This is a genomic window from Achromobacter insolitus (assembly GCF_002209555.1).
GTDB lineage: Bacteria > Pseudomonadota > Gammaproteobacteria > Burkholderiales > Burkholderiaceae_B > Achromobacter > Achromobacter insolitus.
Genome location: NZ_NJIF01000001.1, coordinates 388,881 through 410,782 on the forward strand (window position 1 = coordinate 388,881; position 21,902 = coordinate 410,782).

The 21,902-nt window shown below is 64.5% G+C and carries 19 protein-coding genes; 6 read left to right on the top strand and 13 right to left on the bottom strand.

What is annotated here, in order from left to right; all coding sequences use genetic code 11:
* Positions 1-56: 56 nt before the first annotated feature.
* Together CEY08_RS01730 and CEY08_RS01735 are read right to left on the bottom strand one after the other, a co-directional pair.
* Entirely contained in the window at positions 57-1,301 is a 1,245-nt protein-coding gene (locus tag CEY08_RS01730; protein WP_170946301.1) for a lytic murein transglycosylase, read from the bottom strand.
* 9 nt (positions 1,302-1,310) lie between these two features.
* On the bottom strand, positions 1,311-2,132 hold the full coding sequence (locus CEY08_RS01735) for a ferritin-like domain-containing protein (protein WP_076815730.1): 822 nt from the start codon (positions 2,130-2,132) through the stop codon (positions 1,311-1,313).
* Between the two features lie 98 nt (positions 2,133-2,230).
* On the opposite strand from CEY08_RS01735, the gene CEY08_RS01740 reads away from it, so the two are divergent.
* Positions 2,231-3,367, top strand: coding sequence for a GNAT family N-acetyltransferase (locus CEY08_RS01740; protein WP_076815732.1), 1,137 nt, complete (start codon positions 2,231-2,233; stop codon positions 3,365-3,367).
* Between the two features lie 3 nt (positions 3,368-3,370).
* Here the strand turns inward: CEY08_RS01740 and CEY08_RS01745 are convergent, their stop codons facing one another.
* Both CEY08_RS01745 and CEY08_RS01750 read right to left on the bottom strand, forming a co-directional pair.
* Complete coding sequence (locus CEY08_RS01745; RefSeq protein ID WP_042792491.1) at positions 3,371-3,841, bottom strand: cyanophycin metabolism-associated DUF1854 family protein; 471 nt, start codon at positions 3,839-3,841, stop codon at positions 3,371-3,373.
* Positions 3,842-3,862: 21 nt separating this feature from the next.
* The gene (locus CEY08_RS01750) at positions 3,863-6,148 is read right to left on the bottom strand and encodes a cyanophycin metabolism-associated ABC transporter (protein ID WP_063641826.1); all 2,286 of its coding nucleotides are present in this window, start codon (positions 6,146-6,148) and stop codon (positions 3,863-3,865) included.
* Positions 6,149-6,410: 262 nt separating this feature from the next.
* Between CEY08_RS01750 and cphA (CEY08_RS01755) the strand changes: the two genes are divergently transcribed.
* From cphA (CEY08_RS01755) to CEY08_RS01775, 5 genes are all read left to right on the top strand, one after another.
* Positions 6,411-9,026, top strand: a complete 2,616-nt coding sequence (gene cphA, locus CEY08_RS01755; protein ID WP_076815735.1) for a cyanophycin synthetase — start codon at positions 6,411-6,413, stop codon at positions 9,024-9,026.
* 63 nt (positions 9,027-9,089) lie between these two features.
* On the top strand, positions 9,090-11,660 hold the full coding sequence (cphA, locus tag CEY08_RS01760) for a cyanophycin synthetase (RefSeq protein ID WP_063961343.1): 2,571 nt from the start codon (positions 9,090-9,092) through the stop codon (positions 11,658-11,660).
* Positions 11,661-12,259: 599 nt separating this feature from the next.
* Entirely contained in the window at positions 12,260-12,460 is a 201-nt protein-coding gene (locus CEY08_RS01765) for a CsbD family protein (protein ID WP_042792487.1), read from the top strand.
* A 27-nt stretch (positions 12,461-12,487) separates the two neighbouring features.
* Entirely contained in the window at positions 12,488-12,652 is a 165-nt protein-coding gene (locus tag CEY08_RS01770; RefSeq protein ID WP_006389411.1) for a DUF1328 domain-containing protein, read from the top strand.
* A 69-nt stretch (positions 12,653-12,721) separates the two neighbouring features.
* Positions 12,722-13,060: a BON domain-containing protein gene (locus CEY08_RS01775; RefSeq protein WP_013392352.1), complete on the top strand. Its 339-nt coding sequence runs from the start codon at positions 12,722-12,724 to the stop codon at positions 13,058-13,060.
* 103 nt (positions 13,061-13,163) lie between these two features.
* Here CEY08_RS01775 and CEY08_RS01780 read toward each other — a convergent pair whose 3' ends face one another.
* The 9 genes from CEY08_RS01780 to phaC all read right to left on the bottom strand — a co-directional run bounded on the left by CEY08_RS01780 (position 13,164) and on the right by phaC (position 21,830).
* Positions 13,164-14,036: a PhzF family phenazine biosynthesis protein gene (locus CEY08_RS01780; protein ID WP_076815737.1), complete on the bottom strand. Its 873-nt coding sequence runs from the start codon at positions 14,034-14,036 to the stop codon at positions 13,164-13,166.
* An 80-nt stretch (positions 14,037-14,116) separates the two neighbouring features.
* Complete coding sequence (locus CEY08_RS01785) at positions 14,117-15,514, bottom strand: 4Fe-4S binding protein (RefSeq protein ID WP_063961345.1); 1,398 nt, start codon at positions 15,512-15,514, stop codon at positions 14,117-14,119.
* A 39-nt stretch (positions 15,515-15,553) separates the two neighbouring features.
* Positions 15,554-16,405 (bottom strand): FTR1 family iron permease, encoded by an 852-nt coding sequence (locus CEY08_RS01790; protein WP_076815739.1) that lies wholly within the window; start codon positions 16,403-16,405, stop codon positions 15,554-15,556.
* A gap of 14 nt (positions 16,406-16,419) precedes the next feature.
* Positions 16,420-16,743 carry a cupredoxin domain-containing protein gene (locus CEY08_RS01795; RefSeq protein WP_088607570.1) on the bottom strand — a complete coding sequence of 108 codons (324 nt, stop codon included), beginning with the start codon at positions 16,741-16,743 and terminating at the stop codon, positions 16,420-16,422.
* 32 nt (positions 16,744-16,775) lie between these two features.
* Positions 16,776-17,312 (bottom strand): iron transporter, encoded by a 537-nt coding sequence (locus CEY08_RS01800; RefSeq protein WP_042792482.1) that lies wholly within the window; start codon positions 17,310-17,312, stop codon positions 16,776-16,778.
* Positions 17,313-17,479: 167 nt separating this feature from the next.
* The gene (locus CEY08_RS01805; RefSeq protein WP_232033894.1) at positions 17,480-18,535 is read right to left on the bottom strand and encodes a linear amide C-N hydrolase; all 1,056 of its coding nucleotides are present in this window, start codon (positions 18,533-18,535) and stop codon (positions 17,480-17,482) included.
* 163 nt (positions 18,536-18,698) lie between these two features.
* Positions 18,699-19,265 (bottom strand): polyhydroxyalkanoate synthesis repressor PhaR, encoded by a 567-nt coding sequence (phaR, locus tag CEY08_RS01810; protein ID WP_042792481.1) that lies wholly within the window; start codon positions 19,263-19,265, stop codon positions 18,699-18,701.
* A 117-nt stretch (positions 19,266-19,382) separates the two neighbouring features.
* Positions 19,383-20,120, bottom strand: a complete 738-nt coding sequence (locus CEY08_RS01815) for a 3-ketoacyl-ACP reductase (protein WP_042792480.1) — start codon at positions 20,118-20,120, stop codon at positions 19,383-19,385.
* Positions 20,121-20,195: 75 nt separating this feature from the next.
* Entirely contained in the window at positions 20,196-21,830 is a 1,635-nt protein-coding gene (gene phaC / locus CEY08_RS01820) for a class I poly(R)-hydroxyalkanoic acid synthase (RefSeq protein ID WP_063641841.1), read from the bottom strand.
* Positions 21,831-21,902: the final 72 nt, after the last annotated feature.

Below are 21,902 nucleotides of genomic sequence, written 5' to 3' on the forward strand. Positions count from 1 at the left end.
ATCTGAAGGATGACTCCCGGCATCTTTACAAAGCTTGTCCATTCCGGCCAGGCAATTCAGTTTGGCGTCTTTCCTGCCTGTAAAGCCTGCAGCGACTTCAGGCCGGCGCGCCCATCCGGCTTCAGGCCCAGCTCGCGCTGCGCCTCCTGCAGGGCCTGCCGGGTGCGGGTACCGATCATGCCATCGGGTTCGCCGATCTCATAGCCGCGGGCAATCAACAGCCGTTGCAGTTCCCGCCGCTGCGCCCGCGACAGCCCCGGATCGTCCGTGGGCCAGGCTTGCGCCAAGGGACCTCCGCCCCGCAGCCTGTCGGACAGGTGGGCAATGGCCAAGGCGTAGCTTTCCGCCGCGTTGTAGGAATACAGGGCGTCGAAGTTGCGCGTGACCAGGAAGGCGGGGCCGCCGCGGCCCGCCGGCAGCAGCAGGCCCGCCGGCGTGTCGCCCGCCGGCAGCGGCTGGCCGTCGGCGCGCGTTACGCCCCTTCCTGCCCAATACGACATCGCGCGCTTGTTCTTCCTGCCGGCGCCCGAGGTGTCCAGGCCCGCCGGCAGCCGGACTTCAAAGCCCCACGGCAGCGCGGCGCTCCAGCCCGCGCGCTTGAGGAAATTGGCCGTGGAGGCCAGTGCGTCCGGCACGCTGTCGACCAGATCCCGGCGCCCGTCGCCGTCGAAATCCACCGCCAGCCGCAAGTAGGTCGACGGCATGAACTGGGTCTGGCCAAAGGCGCCCGCCCAGGAGCCCGTCAGGCGCTCGGGCGCAATGTGCTCGTCCTGGATGATCTTGAGGGTGGAAAAGAACTCGCCCCGGAAATAGGCCTGGCGCCGGCCATAGCAGGACAGCGTGGACAGGGAGGTCAGCAGCGGCCGGCCGCCCAAGGTGCGGCCGTAGTTGCTTTCCACGCCCCAAACGGCGGCGATGGTGGCGGCGTCCACGCCATAGCGCGATGCGGCGCGGTCCAGGTCGGACTGCCAGCGCGCCATGCCGGCCTGGCCGTCGGAGACGCGCTCATCGTCGACCAGGGCCGCCATGTAGTCCCAGATGGGCGTCTTGAACTCCGGCTGGGCGTCCAGCAGATCGATCACCGCCATATCGGGCGCGAGCCCCGCGGTGTGGGTGTCGAACGTGGCGCCCGACACACCTGCCTTGAGCGCCGGGCCGCGCAATTGCGCCAGGCACGCCGCGAACGAGTCGGCGGCTGACGCGGCGGGCGCCAGTGAAATGAGCGCAGCCCCCGCCAAGGCAATGGCCAGCGGGCGCAGCAGACGAACCTGCGGTGTCTTGATGGAAGGATCGGTACTCATGTTGTCCTGTCAGCCGGATTGCAGCGCGGCAAGTTCGGCATCGTCGAATCCGGCGGCGCGGCGCGCCTCCAGGTTGAAGGGACCGCGCAGGCGCGGGGCATCGTGGCGCTGTGCCAGTTCGGCATAGCAGGCGACGGGATCCTTGCCCGCCAGCGCGCACAGGTGCTTGTACCAATGGTTGCCGATAGCCACGTGACCGATTTCGTCGGCCAGGATGATGTCGACGATAGCCGCGCTTTCCCTGTCTCCTGCCCCGGCCAGCTTGGCGCGAATCATGGGGGAAGCGTCCAGGCCGCGCGCCTCCAGCGTGCGCGGCACCAGGGCCAGGCGGGCCAGCAGATCTTCCTGCGTGCGTTGCGCCATGTCCCACAAGCTGTCGTGGGCGGGAAAGTCGCCATAGGCGTGCCCCATGGCGGCCAGGCGCTGCCTGAGCAGATCGAAGTGATAGGCCTCTTCGCGCGCCACCCGTAGCCAATCGCGATAGAACGCTTCCGGCATGCCGGCAAAGCGCCACATGATGTCCAGCGCCAGGTTGATGGCATTGAATTCGATATGCGCCAGGGCGTGCAGCAGGGCCGCGCGCCCTTGCGGCGTGGCCATTGAGCGATGCTTGACCTGGGCGGGAGGCACCAGTTGCGGCAGCGAAGGACGGCCGGGCAGTCCCGCAACAGGCGCGTACACCCGCTCGCAATCCAGCGCGGCCTCATCCGAAATGGCGCGCACCGCCGCCAGCTTGTCCTGCCATGCCGTGGCAGCCAAGGCTGCCAGCGCCTGCCCCCGCAGGCAGTCCAGGCCGTGCCCGAACGCGGCGGGCGTCGTAGTGCTGTCCATACTCTCTCTGTGCCGGGCGGCCTCAAGCTGCCCCGAAATCCCGTGAAAGCGCCGGGGCCGCAGGCCTCGCGCATACACGGAGACTTTATCATTCACCCATGGATTCCCTGCGCTTGACCATAGAGACCGACCTGTCCCGCATCGACGCCCAGCAGTGGGACGCGCTGGCGGGCGAGCAGCCCTTCCTGCGCCATGCGTTCCTGTGCGCGCTGCATGAAACCGGCTGCGCCGCGCCAGGCACCGGCTGGGCGCCGCATTATCTTGCGCTGTGGCGAGACGATGCGCTGGCTGCCGCCGCCCCGCTCTACCTGAAGTCGCACTCGCGCGGTGAGTATGTTTTCGACTACGCGTGGGCCGACGCCTTCCAGCGCCACGGCTTGCGCTACTACCCCAAGCTGCTGTCCGCGATTCCATTCACCCCGGTGACCGGCCCCCGGCTGCTGGCGCGCAACGACGAGGACCGCGACACCCTGGTGCGCGGGCTGATCGCCTTTGCCGAAGAGATCAAGGTTTCTTCGCTGCATCTGCTGTTTCCCGCGGATGCGGACGTGCGCGCGCTGCGCGAAGCCGGGTTCATGATCCGCGAAAGCGTGCAGTTCCACTGGACCAATCCCGGCTACGCGGACTTCGACGCGTTCCTGGCCGCGATGAGCCATGACAAGCGCAAGAAAATCCGCCAGGACCGCAAGAAGGTGGCCGCCGCCGGGCTGTCCTACCGCTGGCTGCGTGGCGCCGAAATCGGCGCGGCCGAACTGGACTTCTTCTATGAATGCTATTGCCGCACCTACTTCAGCCATGGCAATCCGCCCTACCTGAACCAGGAGTTCTTCCGCCGCGCGCATCGCGCACTTGCGGACGCTTTCGTGTTGATCCTGGCGCAGCGCGACGGCCAACCGGTGGCGGCCGCGCTGAACCTTGCAGGCGGCGACGCGCTTTACGGGCGCTACTGGGGCGCGACCGAGTACGTGCCCGGCCTGCACTTCGAGACCTGCTACATGCAGTCCATCGCCTATTGCATCGCCCATGGCATCGCGCGCTTCGAAGGCGGCGCGCAAGGCGAACATAAGATGGCGCGCGGGCTGCTGCCCACGCCCACGTGGTCCGCGCACTGGGTCGCGCACCCGGGGTTTGCGGACGCGATCCAGAACTTCCTGGACGAAGAAACCGCGGCGGTGACGGACTATCTGGGAGAGCTGGAAACGCACTCTCCGTTCAAGCGGCCGCGGGAAGACTGAGGCCTACAGGAAACGGTCCAGCAGCTTGCGGCTGTGCTTGTCCAGCGCCTGGATGTTGCGCACCAGATAGAAGATGCCGTGGCTGTCGGCGATCAGCAGGGTCTGCGGACTCAGCCGCCGTATGTCTTCTTCGCCCCGCAGCGTAAACGACGTCGGGCCGCGATCGGTATCGACCTGCCAGGTGCTGGGGGTGGCAAACGTGGACACGCTGGCCAGCTTGCGGATCTCGGGCATGAATTCCCGGCTCGCCAGCTCTTCTTCGATCAAGGCGCGCTGCGGGGCGGGCACGTCGGACAGGTGTTCGATCCAGAGCAATTCGTGCCCGTCCACGGTCACGAGCGACAGGCCACGATCCGCCTCGCTGATCGGAAACGCGCGAACGGGCAACACGCCTTCGTGCATCTCGCCATCGGCGGACTGGAACTCCAGACGTCCGAAGGCATTGCGGCGCAACTGAAAAGACGGCAAGGTCATGACGATAATTCCGGTTCCGCGTCAGGCCACGGCGGCCATGTCTTCGCTGCCTGACGCTTGCGCGTCGGCCTCGGCCTGGCGCGCCTGCGCCTGGTACAGACGGTAGTAGGCGCCCTCCCGGGCCATCAGTTCTTCGTGCGGCCCCTGTTCCACGATCTGGCCGCGATCCAGCACCACCAGACGGTCGGCCTTGCGCAAGGTGCTCAGGCGGTGGGCGATGGCGATGGTAGTGCGGCCGCGAACCAGATTGTCGAGCGCCTTCTGGATTTCCTTTTCGGTGGTCGTATCCACCGACGAGGTCGCTTCGTCCAGGATCAGGATGCGCGGATCGATCAGCAATGCGCGCGCGATCGAGATACGCTGGCGCTCGCCGCCGGACAGCGCCTGGCCGCGTTCGCCGACCAGCGAGTCGTAGCCGTGCGGCAGCCGCAGGATGAATTCGTGCGCGTGCGCGGCGCGTGCGGCGGCTACGATCTCATCCCGGGTGGCGTCCGGCTTGCCATAGGCGATGTTTTCGGCAATGGTGCCGAAGAACAGGAACGGCTCCTGCAGCACCAACCCGATGTTGCGCCGGTAGTCCGCCACGCGCACCGAACGGATGTCGGCGCCGTCCACCAGCACCGCGCCTTCGGACACATCATAGAAGCGGCAGATCAGGTTGATCAGCGTGCTCTTGCCCGAGCCGCTGTGCCCCACCAGGCCGATCATTTCGCCAGGGGCAATGTTCAGGTTCAGCCCGCGGATGACTTGGCGGTTGCCATAGCGAAAGCCCACGTCGCGCAATTCGATGCGGCCGTTGATGTGCGGCAGTTTGGCCGGATTCTGCGGTTCCGGCACGCTGGAAACGTGGTCCAGGATGTCGAAAATGCGCTTGGCGCCGGCCGCGGCCTTTTGCGTCACCGAAACAATACGGCTCATCGAATCCAGGCGCATGTAGAACCGCCCGATATAGGCCAGGAAAGCGGCCAGCACACCGACGGTGATTTGTTTTTGGGACACCTGCCAGATGCCGAAAATCCACACCACCAGCAGCCCCACTTCGGTGAGCAGCGTGACCGTGGGCGAGAACAGCGACCAGGTGGTGTTCACACGGTCGTTGACTTCCAGGTTGCGATTATTGGCTTCGCGAAAGCGCGCGACTTCGCGCTTTTCCTGGGCGAAAGCCTTGACCACGCGGATGCCCGGTATGGTGTCGGCCAGCACGTTGGTGATTTCCGACCAGATGCGATCGACCTTTTCAAAGCCGTGGCGCAGACGGTCGCGCACCGCGTGGATCATCCAGATAATGAAGGGCAGCGGCACCAGCGTGACCAGCGCCAGCCACGGATTGATGGACACCAGGATGACCGCGGTCATGCAGATCATCAGGATATCGGTTGCAAAGTCCAGCAGATGCAGCGACAGAAACACGCAAATGCGGTCGGTTTCGCTACCGATGCGCGAGATCAGATCGCCCGTGCGCTTGCCGCCGAAATACTCCAGGGACAACTGCTGCAAGTGCTCATACGTGGTGGTGCGCAGGTCTGCGCCGATGCGTTCGCTGACCCATGCCAGGATGTAGGTCCTGGCCCAGCCCAGGCCCCAGGCCAGGAAGGCCGAGGCCAGCAGCCCGCCCAGGTAAAGACGCACTTTGTCGTAATCGATGGGCGCGCCGTTCTGGAACGGAATCAGCACGTCGTCCATCAGCGGCATGGTCAGGTACGGCGGCACCAGCGTCGCGGCAGTGCCCAGCAGCGTCAATATGAAACCCGCCAATAGCGGGCCGCGGTAAGGCCGGGCAAAGCGCCACAGGCGCAGCAGCGCCCAGGTGGAGGACGGCGCCGCCTGTTCCTGGTTGCAGCTTGGGCACTCTTCCTCACCTGCCGGTATGACGTTATTACAGATGGTGCAGGTGCGCTCTGCCGGCTCCTCCGCCTGATGACCGGACAGACGGATCGCCTGCTGGGTCTCGAACTGCGCCAGCAAGCGCAGCGCGGCCGGGTTGCGGGCCAGCGTGAAACGCCACACGCCCAGGCGGGAACTGTCGTCGTGCAATTCCAGCACCGCGGCGCCGGCATGGTCGGTCAGGCTGAGTTTTAATTGGGGGCCATATGCCCAGGAATCCCAGCCCGCCTCGTCGGGCTGGCGGGCCAGCAGCCGGCGGTCGGTAGCGGCGATCAGCCCCGGCCGGAACTTCAAGCGCTGGTCCAGGTCTATCTCGACCCAGGCCAATAAGGTTTCGCCATCCGCCAGTTCGGCGCGGATTTCATCCCGCCAGCGGGCAGGAAAGGCTTCGGCAAGGCCGGAAAGCAGGTTTGGTTTTTTCATTGGAACGCATACCGGGCCAGGACTCTGCCCTACTAGGCGGCAACCGGTTCGCAACCTCAGGCGGCGGCAAACGTGTCCCTTCCTTACAACACAACGAGTTCACGCCTTGAAGGCGTCGTATAGTATCAGCCGATTTTTCTAATTAGGAATATCTGGGATCCCCCACTCGTTGGCATTATTCTAAAGGCGCAACCCCAATAAATTCGCGGTCTTGCATAGGGGCGTCCGCGCGTGCCAACCTGCTTCTCTCGTAAATTAAAACATGAAAAAGAAAGACATTGAATTTCTCGATGTCGTGGCTTTGCGCGGCCCGAACATTTGGACGTACCGTCCGGTACTTGAAGCGTGGGTGGATATCGGCGAGCTGGAGGATTACCCCTCCAATACCATTCCCGGCTTTTACGAGCGGCTGACCGAATGGCTGCCGACGTTGATCGAGCACCGCTGCAGCCCGGGGGTCCGGGGAGGCTTCCTGTCGCGCCTGAAGGAAGGCACGTGGCCCGGCCACATTCTTGAGCATGTCACCCTGGAATTGCAGAACCTGGCCGGCTTGCGCGGCGGTTTCGGCAAGGCCCGCGAAACCTCCACTCGCGGCGTCTACAAGGTGGTCGTGCGCGCCTGGCAGGAACAGGTCACGCGCACCGCCCTGAACGAAGCCCGCGACCTGGTCATGGCCGCCATCGAAGACCGCCCCTTCGATGTGCCCGCTGCCATCTCGAAGCTGCGCGGCCTGATCGACAAGCATTGTCTCGGCCCCAGCACCGCCTGCATCGTGGATGCCGCCGACGACCGCGACATCCCCTACATCCGCCTGTTCGAAGGCAACCTCGTGCAGTTCGGCTACGGCTCGGCCCAGCGCCGCATCTGGACGGCGGAAACCGACCGCACCAGCGCAATCGCCGAAGGCATCTCGCGCGACAAGGACCTGACCAAGGAACTGCTTTCGACCTGCGGCGTGCCGGTGCCCGAAGGCCGCCTCGTGCGCAGCGAGGACGACGCCTGGGAAGCGGCCGAGGACATCGGCCTGCCGGTGGTAGTGAAGCCCTATGACGGCAACCATGGCCGCGGCGTATTCACCAACCTGACGACCCGCGAGGAAGTGGTGTCGGCCTATCGCGTCGCGGTGGACGAAGGCAGCGGCGTGATCGTCGAACGCTTCGTGCTGGGCAACGAACATCGCCTGCTCGTCGTGGGCGATCGCATGGTGGCCGCCGCCGCCGGCGAACCCGCCTGGGTCACGGGCGATGGCAAATCCACGATCTCCGAACTCATCGACAGCCAGATCAACACGGATCCCCGCCGCGGCCGCACCGAGAACCACCCGCTGAACCCGGTGCGCCTCGATTCCGCCGCGCGGCTCGAGATCGCGCGCCAAGGCCTGTCGGAAGACAGCGTGCCGCCCGAAGGCCAGCGCGTGCTGGTGCAACGCAGCGGCAACGTCGCCTTCGATGTCACCGACCGCGTGCACCCCAGCATCGCCGCGACCGTGACCCTGGCCGCGCGCATCGTGGGCCTGGACATCGCCGGCGTCGACCTGGTGGCCGAGGACATTTCGCGCCCGCTGGATGAACAACGCGGCGCCATCGTCGAAGTCAATGCCGGCCCGGGTCTGCTGATGCACCTGAAGCCCGCCGACGGCACCCCGCGCCCGGTGGGCCGCGCCATCGTGGACCATCTGTTCCCCGAGGGCGATGCGGGCCGCATTCCCATCGTGGGCGTAACGGGCACTAACGGCAAGACCGTGGTGGCGCGTCTGGTCGCCCGCCTGCTGAGCCTGTCGGGCAAGCGCACCGGCCTGGCTTGCAGCGAAGGCCTCTACCTGGACCGCCGCCTGGTCCAAAAAGGCGACCGCGCCGATTTCGCCTCCGGCACGCGCCTGCTGATGAACCGCAACCTGGATGCCGCCGTCATCGAAAACGACAGCGGCGTGATCCTGGGCCAGGGCCTGGCCTACGACCGCTGCCAGGTGGGCGTGGTCACCAACATCGACGATGCCGACCATCTCGGCGACTTCGACATCAATGAAACGGAACGCATGTTCAACGTGTTCCGCACACAGGTGGACGTGGTACTGCCCGGCGGCGCCGCCGTGCTGAACGCGCGCGATCCGCGCGTGGTGGAAATGGCGGAACTGTCCGACGGTTCGGTGATTTTCTTCGGCATCGATCCCGCGCTGCCAGCCATTGCCGCGCACTTGCAACAGGATGGCCGCGCCGTGTTCGTGCGCGACGGCAGCATCGTTCTTGCGCAAGGCAGCCGCCAGGAACGCCTGGCCGCCGTGGCCGCTATCCCGCTGACCCATGGCGGACGCGTGGCTTTCCAGGTCGAGAACGTGCTGGCCGCGGTGGGTGCGGCCTGGGCCCTGGATATTCCGGTTGAACTGATCCGCGCCGGCATCGAAACCTTCGACATCGACCAGGCCGACGCACCCTGGCAGTTCACGCTGTTCGAACGCAACGGCAGCACCGTGGTGGTCGACGACGTGCACAATGCCTCGGCGCTGCGCCCCCTCATCGCCGCCATCGAGCAGTTCCCCGCGACCACGCGCGCCGCCGTCTATTCGGCCGGCGCCGACCGCCGCGACGCGGACCTGATCGAACAGGGCAAGCTGCTGGGCGACGCCTTCGACCGCGTGGTGCTCTACGACGACCTGACCGTGCGTAGCAAACGCCCCGAAGGCCAGGCGCGCGCGCTGCTGCGGCAGGGCCTGGCGCAAGGCGCCCGCGTCAAGGACATCCAGGAAGAACCCGACCACGGCAAGGCCATCCAGAGCCAACTCGACGGCATCGCCGCGGGCGATTTCGTCCTGCTGCAATCGGACGAAGCCTTCTCCGGCCCCACCATCGACCTGGTCCGCCGCTGGATTCAGCAATACTGACAATATCTGCGCGCGCCCTTGCCCGAGCGGCGGGCGCGCGTAAGCTAGACAGGAATACCTGCCATGGAAGTTTCCCGTATCCGAGCACTGCGCGGTCCCAATCTGTGGAGCAAGAACACCGCGATCGAGGCCATTGTTTCCTGCGCCGACGCCGAATGCTCCATCGACAACCTGCCTGACTTCGAAGCGCGCCTGCGCGCGCGGCTGCCCCAGACCGGCCTGCTACGTCCGGAAGGCCATCAAGGTGCCGTCTCCATCGCCCACGTGCTGCAGATCGTGGCGCTGACGATGCAGGCGCACGCTGGCTGCCCCGTCACGTTCGGCCGCACCGCCTCCACCATCGAGCCTGGCGTGTTCCAGGTGGTGGTCGAATACAGCGAAGAGGAAGTCGGCCGGCTGGCGATGGAACTGGCGCAAGTGCTGGTGCGCGCCGCGCTGGACGACACGCCCTTCGATCTTGCCGATGCCCTCAAGCGCCTGCGCGACCTGGACGAAGACGTGCGTCTGGGACCCAGCACCGGCTCCATCGTCAACGCCGCCACGGCCCGCAACATCCCCTATCGCCGCCTGACCCAGGGCAGCATGGTGCAGTTCGGCTGGGGCAGCAAGCAGCGCCGTATCCAGGCCGCCGAAACCGACCTGACCAGCGCCATCTCCGAATCCATCGCGCAGGACAAAGACCTGACGAAGATGCTGCTGGACGCAGCCGGCGTGCCAGTGCCGATGGGCCGTTCGGTGACCACCGCCGAGGAAGCCTGGGCCGCCGCCGAAGAACTGGGCGGCCCGGTCGTGGTCAAGCCGCGCGACGGCAGCCAGGGGCGTGGCGTCGCCGTCAACATTGAAACGCGCGAACGCGTGATCCAGGCTTTTGAAGTAGCCGAAGAGATCAGCTCCGAGGTCATCGTCGAGCGCTACATTCCCGGCCACGATTTCCGTCTGCTGGTGGTGGGCGGCGCGCTGGTCGCGGCTTCGCGGCGCGATCCGCCCCAGGTCACCGGAGACGGCGTGCAGACCATCCGCCAATTGGTGGATCAGGTCAACGCCGACCCGCTGCGCGGCGACGGCCATGCCACCTCGCTCACCAAGATCCGCTTCGACGACATCGCCCTCGCCACCCTCAAGAAGCAAGGCTTCGATGCCGATTCCGTGCCGCCCTCCGGCACGCTGATCTTCTTGCGCAACAACGCCAACCTGAGCACCGGCGGTTCAGCCACCGACGTCACCGACGAAGTGCATCCCGAGATGGCCGCGCGCGCGGTGTCGGCGGCCCGCATGATCGGGCTGGACATCTGCGGCGTGGACGTCGTGGCGGAGAGCGTGCTGTACCCGCTCGAGGAACAGAACGGCGGCGTCGTGGAAGTGAACGCCGCGCCAGGCCTGCGCATGCACTTGAACCCGTCCTTCGGCAAGGGCCGCGCCGTGGGCGAAGCCATCATCGCCAACATGTACGCCGACGGCGATGACGGCCGCATCCCCGTCGTGGCCGTGGCGGGCACCAATGGCAAGACCACTACCGTGCGCCTGACCGCCCATATCCTGGGTGTCGCCGGCAATCGCGTAGGCATGACGAATTCCGACGGCGTCTACGTGGACAACCTGCGTATCGACACCGGCGATTGCAGCGGTCCGCGCAGCGCGCGCAGCGTGCTCATGCACCCGGACGTGGACGCAGCCGTGTTCGAGACCGCGCGCGGCGGCATCCTGCGCGAAGGGCTGGCCTTCGACCGGTGCAACGTGGCCATCGTCACGAATATCGGCATGGGCGACCACCTGGGGCTGGGCTACATCAGTACGGTCGAAGACCTAGCCGTGGTCAAGCGCGTGATCGTGCAGCACGTGCATCCCACGGGCACCGCGGTCCTGAACGCGGCGGACCCCATCGTGGCCGAAATGGCCGCGAGCTGCCCGGGCTCGATCACCTACTTCGCCGAAGACCGCAACCATCCCGTGCTGGCGACGCACCGCGCGCAAGGCCTGCGCTGCGTCTACCGCGACGGCGACTCCATCGTGACCGCCCAAGGTGCCGACGAGACCCGCTACCCCTTGGCTTCCATTCCGCTCACGCGCAACGGCACCATCACCTTCCAGGTGGAAAACGCCATGGCGTCGATCGCGGCCGCCTGGGCGCTGGGGCTGGACACGGACATCATCCGCCGCGGCCTGGCGACCTTCGTCAACGATGCCCAGACCGCTCCCGGACGCTTCAACGTGTTCGATTACCGCGGCGCCACGGTGATCGCCGACTACGGCCACAATCCCGATGCCATCCTGGCGCTGGTGCGGGCCGTGGACGCCATGCCCGCCAAGCGGCGCTCCGTGGTCATCAGCGGCGCGGGCGACCGCCGCGATGAAGACATCCGGATGCAGACCGAGATCCTGGGAGAAGCATTCGACGACGTGCTGCTGTATCAGGACCAATGCCAGCGCGGCCGCGCCGACGGCGAAGTGCTGGCGCTATTGCAGCAGGGCCTGGTCAACGCCACCCGCAGCAAGCATGTCGAAGAGATCCATGGCGAGTTTCTCGCCATCGACACCGCGCTGGCGCGCCTGGGCGCTGGCGACCTCTGCCTGATCCTGGTCGACCAGGTCGAAGAAGCGCTGGATCACATCGCGCGCCGCATCGCGCAAGCCTGAGCCGATCGCGGCCTTCGTAGCGAAACGGGGCGCCCTTGGGCGCCCCGTTCGCGTCTGGCATCGGCGTGCGGCCGATCAACTGGCGCTTGACGCCGCAGGCACAGCCGCCTGGTACCTGTCGGTCACGTGCGTGCATCCCATTACCGTCATCGCGGCCAGCGTCAGCAAGATTGCGCTGCAAAGTCGTTGCGTCATGCGAATTCCTCTTCCTATTCTGAGGCCGAACCTGCTTGCGGGTTCCGCCATGACTATACCGTTGCGCCCGCGCCCAAGCCAACCGCGGACGCCCCGGTCCACCCCCGCAAATCCAGTTACCAGCCTCCCTCAAAAGCGGACAAGACATTGCCGGAATGTAACTGCAGCTTCTAGTGCGCCTGCAACCTCTTCCCGCCGGAAGGCGGCTATTTTCCCGCCCTCCGCGTTGTTACATTTACCCACAGCCAGGTTTGACGGCCGCGCCGCGTGCTCGTACGGTAAGTGCATGGCCTGAACGGAAACCTTTTTACCGACAGGCCCTAGCTGATCAGTGTCCAATTCAACCGCGGCACTCCGGTTTACAGGCCGCAAACCGGATGCCGCAAGCAAAAGGAGAGGTCACCATGAACAACGACATCATCGCTGGCAAATGGAAGCAACTGACGGGCAAAGCCAAAGCCGCCTGGGGTGAACTCACCGACGACGAGCTGACCCGCACCGAAGGCAACGCCGAACGGCTGGCAGGCCTGATCCAGGAGCGTTATGGCAAGACTCGCGAAGAAGCTGAAAAGGAAGTCCGCGACTTCTTCGACCGGAATCCCTGATCCGTCCAACCACCAGGAGAAGCTGACATGCTGCACTACGCCGTAGTTTTCTTCGTCATCGCCATCATCGCGGCTGTCCTGGGCTTCGGCGGCATCGCCGCCGGCGCTGCGGGCATCGCCAAGATCCTGTTCTTCGTCTTCCTGGTACTGGCGCTGCTGTCCATCCTCGGCGGCGCATTCCGCAAGAAATAGAACTCGTACCCAAGATACTTCGCCATCCTCGCGTATCGACGCGCTGAATCACTAACAAGGAGCATGACTATGGAATTTCGCAAGCTGATCGCCGCCGCTGCACTGGGCACGGGCGCCGTCTTCACTTCCATGGCTTTTGCCGCCGACGACGGCAAGCCGAAACAGTCCGTGGGTGAATACGCGTCCGACGCCACCGTGACCACCAAGGTCAAGGCCGCCATCGTGGCCGACAAGCAGCTGAGCGCGCTGGATATCGCGGTCGAAACCAATGCGGGCGTCACCAAGCTGACGGGTACCGTCGGCACAGCGGCCGAAGCTGATCATGCAGCCACCGTTGCGCGCGGCGTCGAAGGCGTCAAGCAGGTGATGAACAACATCAAGGTCGACCCGGCCAAGAACAAGAAGTAAAGCGGGGGCTTGCCAGCCCTATCCAGAAAACAAAGCGGCGCCTGTGTCATACACAGGCGCCGCTTTGCATTGTTCTGGGCAAGAGTCCGTCGTGTCGCTCGATTCAGATATCGACCACCCCGCGCCCTATTTCGAGCGCTCGGCCGCCCACCTGGATCCGGCCATCGGCCTGGACGTCCAGCAACAACCGGCAAGGCCTGCCGATCTGGTCGCCCTGCTCCACGAGGATGCGGGCGGGCAAGGCATGATTCCGATGCTGCAGCCAGCCGCCCAGGTTGGCGCAGGCGGAACCGGTGCCGGCGTCCTCGTTCAAGCCACCGCCCGCTTTGGCGTAGAAGTAGCGCGCCACCACGACCTGCCGCCCGTCCTGCTGGCGGCCTTCGTCAAAGGCGAAGGCGTACATGACTTTGCGTCCCAGGCTGTTGGCCTGCCAGCGGTCCAGCCGGGAGGCATCGGGAGCGATGCGGCGCACGGCTTGAACGCTGGCGACAGGAATCAACAGTTGGTCGGCGCCCGTATCCACCCAGATCGGGTCGCCCAGCAGATCGGCGGCATCCAGACCGAGCAAACTTGCGATTTCGGCGCGGTCCAACGCCGGTGGGGCGGTCTGCACACCGCCGGGACAGGGCGCGGTAAAGGTCCAGGCATCGCCATGCGCGGTCACCGGCACTACCCCCGCGGCAAACTCCAGGGTCAGCTCATCGCCCGTTTGCTGCAAGTCCCGCACCACCTGCGAGGTGCCTATCGTCGGATGCCCAGCGAACTTCATCTCGAAGCCCGGCGTGTAGATGCGCACGCGCGCCGCGGCCTTGTCCGAAGGCAGGATGAAAGTGGTTTCGGACAAGTTGAACTGCGCCGCCAGGTTAAGCATGGTGGCGTCGTCCATGCCGCGCGCATCTTCAAACACGCAAAGCTGATTGCCGCTGAAAGTGGAGGAAGCGAAAACGTTGAGCAGGCGGAAAGCGTAAGAGGCCATGGCGGTAGCAAGGGGTTGAATGCGTTGCGCCGGCCAACGCCGGCGCAATGCCCCACTTTATCGCAAGCCTCGGGGCCCTGCTACCAGATCGCGAAGAAAAGCACCCACGCCAGACAGAACGGCGCCAGGCCCGCAGCCAGCACCGTCCAGGCCAGCCCTTTGCGCCATGCACTCGCCACACGGGGCTTTAACAGCCGCGCATACAACCGCAGCGTCCACAGCACCGCCAGGCTCAGCAACGTAAAACGCACGGGCGCGGCCCAAGCGGCCTGCATGCCTTCATGCTTGAGCAGATTCACGGTGGTGGCCGACAGGCCCAGGAACACGCCGATGCCGGCCGAAGGAATCAATGCCTGGGCCAATTTATGCAGGCCGGGACGGCCCCAGCGCGTGGCCGGCTCGTCCGGCACGGGCACGGCTGGCGCCAGGCGATCGGCAATCCACAGCGACAGGAAGGTCGCCCCACCGACGCAGACCGTAGCGCCCACCACGAACATCAGAATGCCGGCCCCATCCAGCCACGAGAAGCTGTCATTCACTTCCGGGTAATGCGTCAGGATGAACCAGGGCGCGTTGTCCATCAGCGGCCACATGATGTCGTGTTCGACCAGCCAGGTCGCGGCCCACTGCTTGGCGGTCACGTACCAGGGGCTGGCGCTCCAGAGGAAGGCACCGATCGCGATGCCCATCAGGCCGAAGCACAGCAGCGCCGTCTGCCAGGGATCGCCGTGCGTGACATGCACGATTTCTTCTTCGGGCGAACGCGGCGTCAGCGCGATCGCGCCGCGATAGCCGCTGCAACGTCCGCAGACATGACAATCGCCCGCGCCCTTCATATGGCGCAACGGCACCAGCGGCGCACAGTTGATGGGTTCGATGCGGATGACCGGATGGCGCCACTTTTCTTCATCGACCTTGAAATGCCACGGCGCCAGCTTGGCCAGCAGGTTGAAGACGCCATTGACCGGGCACAGGTATTTGCACCACACGCGCTTGCTGCGGCCGTAGCGCCAGCCGACGATCATGGCCGCCACGGTGGAACCGCCCAGCACCGCCAGCACCGCCAGCGGATACTGGTACACGCTGACCAGCTGGCCGTAGACGGTGGTCAGCGCGAAGGCAACAAAAGGCCAGCCTCCCCAGCGCATCCATTTCGGGATCGCATGCCCCTGGCCGCGCTCGCTGGCCCATTCCGTCAGCATCCCTTCGGGGCAGAGCCAGCCGCACCAGGCCCGGCCAAGAATGGGCATGGAAATCAGCACGAACGGCCACCACACTCCCCAGAACGCGAACTGCGCGACGATGGTCAGGTTGTTGAACACCGAGGCCGCATTGTCCGGCAAGGGCAGGATGGCGGGCACGATCAAAAGGAAAGCGTATATCGCAACAATGCCCCACTGCAGCTTGCGCAACAGCGGGGCATGGTCACGAAGGAAGTCGGCGATACGGGAGGTTGCCCTCCCGAGTGCAGCTGCCATGGTCAAACCTTCAAATATTCAGTCCGGCAACAGTCGGGTTCAGGAAGCGTTGCGGGCTGCGGCGGTCGCCCCTGCGGGCTTGCCTCCCACCCAGCGCAGCAGCGCCCAGACGACGATCCAGTAAGCCACCCACAACAGCACCGAACTCAGCGCAGGCAGGGCCCGGTAGCCGGCGAAGTCGGCCAAGACCTTGCCCACGCCGGTGCTGTCGCTCAAGAGCCAGGAACTGTCCCACACCGGGTCCACGATGGTCGGCAGCACGTCCAGCGAAATCAGGTGATCCAGGCCGCCCACCAGCAATGCGCCGGCCAGCAACAGCAAAAGGATCTCGGTCACGCGGAAGAAGCGGCGCCAGGTGATGAGCTTGCCGCCCAGCTGCAACAGCCAGAACGTCAGCAACGCGACGACGAAGCCGGCAATGCCAGCCAGCGCCAGCTTCAGCATGTCGCTGCCGCCCTCGCCCGCCGACACGGTGCCGTACAGGAACACGACGGTCTCGCTGCCTTCGCGCGCCACGGCGATGGCCACAAGCACGAACAGGCCCCACCAGTTGTCATTGGCGACGGAAGCCCGCGCCCCGCTCTCGAGTTCGCCCTTGAGCCTGCGACCATGCTTCTTCATCCAGACGACCATCTGCACCACCAGCGCGCAGGCGGCAAGCGACATGATGGCCTGGAACCATTCCTGGCCTTCGTCGCTGAGCCAGGTGGACACGCCCAGCAGCACCAGGGCCAAGGCCACGGCCAGCGCAAGGCCCGCGGCCACGCCGCCCCACAAATAGGTCAGGCCGCGCTTGCCCTCGGGCGTCGCGCGCAGCCAGGTGTACAGGATGCCCACCACCAGCATGGCTTCGACGCTTTCGCGCCAGACGATGAAAAGTACCTGTTCCATATGGTGCTACCGCGTCATTCCTTGGGCTTGACGACCAAGGTGCCTTTCACGCTCTGGTGAAAATCGTCAAAAAAGGGATACTCGCCCGGGCGGGAAATGGTGATCACGACGAAGGATTTCACCCCCGGCCCCAGCACCTTTTCCTTGCGCAGCGGAATGCTTTCGAATTCCACCGGCTCGTTGCTCTCGTTGATGAGCTCGATCTTGAAACGACCCGCCGGCACTTCCAGCGTGGCGGGTTCGAAGGTGCCGTCCGGCTTGAACTTCAGCGTGAACGTGGGCAGCTCGTCAGCCTGCGCGGGCGCGCCGCCGGCCAGTCCGGCCAGGCCGATCAGCATTGCGGCGGCAAGGCGAAGCAGGCTGCGCACGATCAGTAACCGCCCTTCTTGCCCGTACCGGCGTAGACGAATTCATATTCCAGGTCAAAGGGCTCGAACCACGGGCCCACGCCCGTTTCCTTGTCGACGTGGCGGCCGAAGTGGCTCATCTTGTCCGCGGTGGGCGGCAGTACCGTGTACTTCAGCTTGTACTTGCCCGGACCTTCCAGCTTGACGTTTTCGCCGTAGTGCGGACCGTCGTTGGCGACCATGGGCATGAACGTGCCCTTCTGCACATTCTGGCTGCCGACCTTCTGGATTTCGTACTTCACGACCAGATAAGGCACCCACTCGCCCTCGGGAAAGCCCGTCTTGTTGCCGGCAGTGGCGTGGATGTCGGCTTCAAGGTGCACATCCGAATCCTTGGCCGGGCGCATCATTCCCGGGGGGTCCATTTCGATCGGCTGCAGATACACCGCGCCGATTTCCATGCCGCCCTTTTCCACCGGTTTGCCGATAGGGTATTCGGCCGCGTTGGCGGCGGAAACGCTCAGAGCGACAATGGCCAGGGCCAAGGCTTTCTTGATCATGTGCATAATCCTTGAAACACAAATGGGACGACGGTTCTCAAAACACAAACAAGAACCGTTTTCATTAATGTAACGAAATCAACTGACAGAACCCTGAACCTGGCGCCAGGAAATTCCGCGGATCATTGCGTTTGATCAAGTGGTAAATAAGGCTCGCCCCCCTGGGTTCAGAGCCCGAGAAACTTGAACGGCGCCGACGGCTGGAAGGCGCGCGTGGCATCGCCCGCAAACGTGTGGCGCTGGTCTGGTCCCAGGTCCAGCTTCAGCACCTTGCCGCTTTCCGGACTGAAGTCCAGAGCCTTCAGATCCACCCAAAATGTGTTGGGGGTCAGGGCCGATTCGAAGAAATACAACTTGCGCCGGTGGTCGAAGACAGTGCGCCAGCGCGTGGACGAAATATTGGGTTGTCCAGGCGTACTGATGCCATAGGGCACAGAGACGTTGCGTATCACGCTGAAGACACTGGCCAGCGCCTTGTTGGGATCCGGGTCCTTGGGGATGGCGTTGATATAGAACGATGCCCGCACGTAACGGTCGGCCGCGCGATTGGTGCCCGGCAGCATGGTGGTGCCGCCGATCTGCTGCCAATAGGCATTGAGCGCCAGTTGCTGTTCGAATTGAGGCGAATTCGTCATCACCTGGTAGTCGCGGCTGTGGTGGATCACCTGGCGTCCGCCGATGTATTCGATGATGGCGCTGTCCCCGCTGGCGTCCGAGATCGACAGGTGCAGCGTCGTCAGGCGGTCCTCGCCCGGCACGTTGTCCGAAACGATGGTGTAGGGTTCCTGTCCCAATGCCTCCACGGCTTCCTTGACAGTGGCGTAGTTGTCCAGCACGTACTGCGCCCACGCGGCAATGGTCAGGCCGGGTTTGCTCTTAGCATCGAATTGCGGGTACTGCGATTCGGCCAGCCACAGCAGATTGGCGCTCAAGCCCGCTTCGTTCACACCGTCGGTGGTCGAGACGTCATAGCCGGATGTGACCACGCTGCCGTAGCGCGACGTCCAGTGCAGGGAGTTCGGGCCGGCCTCGCCGCTGCGAGCCATGCCGCGCGGCAACACCCACAGGTTGCTGGTGATGTCGTTCTTCCAGTCCATGGACCGCGCGGTAACCACCTGATCGCCGGCTCCGTGGAAGACGACGCGCGTGCAGGCCCAGGTGGCGGGCGATGCGGACAGGACCGTCAGTCCGGCTAACACCGAGCAGGCCAAGCGGGAAAACATCTTGTTCAGTCTCATGCTTGCACTCCCGGGTGACTGTTCTTGCGCTTGCCGCCCAAGTCGAAGCCTGCAAGCGGTGATGAAAAAACACCCCAAGAAACCGGACCGCTGTCCGGCTTTTGGGGTGCTGACGATCGATGAAGCCGCGCCTGGCGCGGCCACGCCGTTACTTGCGTCCGGGCCCTTGCGTGCCGCCGGGCGTGAACGGAAAGGTCGAGAACATGGCGCGCGTCTGATCCTGCATCTGGTCCTGCATCTGCACGAACAGATTTTTGCTCTGGTCGATGTAGTTGTTCATCATGTTCTGCAGCATGGGCGTCTGCACGTTCATGAACTGGGCCCAGGCCTCGGGACCGAATTGGCTGCCATACAGGCCCTTGGACTGCTCCGCCATGCGTTGCTGGATTTCCATGAAGGCCTGGATGTTCTTTTCCAGGTAGGAACCCATGATGCCCTGCATGGCATGCCCGTAGAACCGGATGATCTGCGACAGCATGTTCGACGAGAACATGGGCATGCCGCCGCTTTCTTCTTCAAGAATGATCTGCAGGAGAATGCTGCGCGTCAGGTCTTCGCTGCTCTTGGCGTCGACGACCTGGAATTCTTCATTGGCCAGGACCAGTTGTTTGACATCTGCCAGGGTGATGTACGTGCTGGTCCGGGTGTCGTACAGGCGACGGTTGGGGTACTTTTTAATCAGGCGCAGGCTGGCGCCGGTTTGTGCTTGCGTCATGGTTGTCCCCGGATCGGGCGATCTCTAAGGCTTCAGATAGGGTTAGTGTAATCCGGAGGGCCTTCTCCCCAAGGCCCTCCGGCGCCGACGAACCGCCTGCTGGCGGTCCGCGATGCGTCAGCCCATATGCAGGCCGCCGTTGAGCGAGAAGTCCGCGCCCGTCGAAAAACCGGACTCATCCGAGGCCAGCCACGACGTGATGGACGCGATTTCCTCCGGCGTGCCCAGGCGGCGCACCGGGATGGTGGCGACAATCTTTTCCAGCACGTCGGGGCGAATGGCGCGAACCATGTCCGTGCCGATGTAGCCGGGCGAAATCGTGTTGACGGTGACGCCCTTGCTGGCCACTTCCTGGGCCAGCGCCATGGTGAAGCCATGGATGCCAGCCTTGGCCGTCGAATAGTTCGTCTGGCCGAATTGGCCCTTCTGCCCGTTAACCGAGCTGATGTTGATGATGCGCCCCCACTGGCGTTCGACCATGCCGTCGATCACCTGTTTGGTCACATTGAACAAGCTGTTCAGGTTGGTGTCGATGACCGCGCGCCAATCGTCGGCGCTCATCTTGCGGAACAGGCCATCGCGGGTAATGCCCGCGTTGTTGACCAGCACGTCGACCGGACCCAGTTCCTTGGTGACCCGTTCAAAGGCCTCTACCGTGGAGTCCCAATCCGACACATTGCCCACGGACGCGTAGAACGTATAGCCCTGCGCTGCCTGCTCATCCAGCCATTGCTGGTAATTGCGGCTGGGGCCGCAACCTGCCACCACGCGAAAGCCATCCTTGGCCAAGCGTTGGCAAATAGAGGTGCCGATACCGCCCATCCCGCCTGTTACGTAAGCCAGTTTTCCGCTCATTGGACTTCCTCCTGTGTGCGACGGACGCCTCGTTAATTAACTTTCTTCCATCCGGGCCTGACCGCTGCCGCGGCCTCAGGCCGCCCGGACTTTCACATACCTGCCAGGCGCCGGCTCTATCGGCCGGTACTTGGCATTGCCCAACTTTGCACGCGCCTTGACCTGCTTGCCCGAATGGCCCGATAGCCAGCCGGTCCAATCGGGCCACCAGCTGCCCGGCATCTCCACCGCCTGGGCGAACCAGGCGTTCGGATCTCCAGGCAGATGGTGGCCAGACTGCTCGAGCTTGTCAGCCACCCAATAACTGCGGCGCTTCTTGGCCGGCGGATTCACCACGCCGGCGATGTGGCCGGACGCGCCCAGCACGAAACGTTGCGGTCCGCGCAGCACCTGGGTGGAGGCATACGCCGAGACCCAGGGCACGATATGGTCTTCGCGTGACCCGAAGATGTACGCAGGCATTTCCAGCCGCGTCAGGTCCAGCGGCAAGCCGGCCGCGTGCGCGCGTCCCGGCACCTTGAGGTTGTTCTCCAGGTAGGTATTGCGGAAGTACCAGGAGAAGAACGGCCCGGGCAGATTGGTGCTGTCGCCATTCCAGAACAGCAGGTCGAACGCGGGCGGCTTCTGGCCTTTCAGATAGTTGCCGACCACGTAGTTCCAGACCAGTTCATTGGGGCGCAGGAACGAGAACGTGGTGGCCAGGTCGCGGCCAGGCATCAGCCCGCCCTGCCCCAGCTGGTGGTCGCGCAGCAGCGCGTGGGCCTCGTCGACGAAGACGTTCAGGATGCCGGTATCGTGGAAATCGAGCAGCGAGGTCAGCAAGGTCAGCGACGCCACGGGGTGCTCGCCGCGCGCCTCGGCCAAGGCCAGCGCGGAAGCCAGCATCGTGCCCCCCACGCAAAAGCCCAACGCGTTGACTTGCGGCTGCTTGGTGATGTCGCTTGCCACGCGCAGCGCCTGCAGCACCGCATCGTCCAGGTACTCGGACCAGGTCGCGCGGTCCACGCCATCGGTATCGCTGGACACCGGATTACGCCACGAAATAAGGAATACCGTGTAGCCCTGGTCCACCGCATGCCGGACGAAGGAATTCTCGGGCTGCAGGTCCAGGATGTAGAACTTGTTGATGTTCGGCGGCACGATGACCAGCGGCCGCTCGTGCACGGTGGCGGTCGATGGCGCGTACTGGATAAGCTGGAACAGCCTGTTTTCGAACACCACTTCGCCCGGCGTCACCGCGACGTTGCGGCCGATTTCGAACTGCGACTCGTCCGTCTGCGTGATGCGGCCTTTCTTGACGTCGCCCAGCAGATTGGCCAGCCCTTCATTGAGCGCACGTCCTGCGCTTTCAACAATGGATTGCTGGGCATCAGGATTCAGCGCCAGGAAATTCGACGGCGACAGCGCGTCGACCCATTGCATGATGGAAAAGCGCAGGCGGTCGCGCATGGGTTCGCTGACCTGTGCGGCGTCGACCATGCGCGACATGGCGCGGGCCGACAGCAGATAAGTATGCGCCAGCAACAGATGCGAATGATTGGAGGCCCAGGCATCGCCGGAAAAGCGGCGGTCTGGCGGCGGCGCAAGCGCGCCACGGCGGGCGTCATCGCAAAGGCGTTGCCACTCGCGGGAAAATTCGGCCTGGATGTCGGCCAGGACTTCCGGTGCCACGCTCACCGGAATGGGCCCTGCGGAGAGATTGGCATTCACTTCGACACCTTGTTATCGAAACTACGCGATTGATGTTGCATTCCGGGTTGGGGGCTGTCAATGCGGGTATAC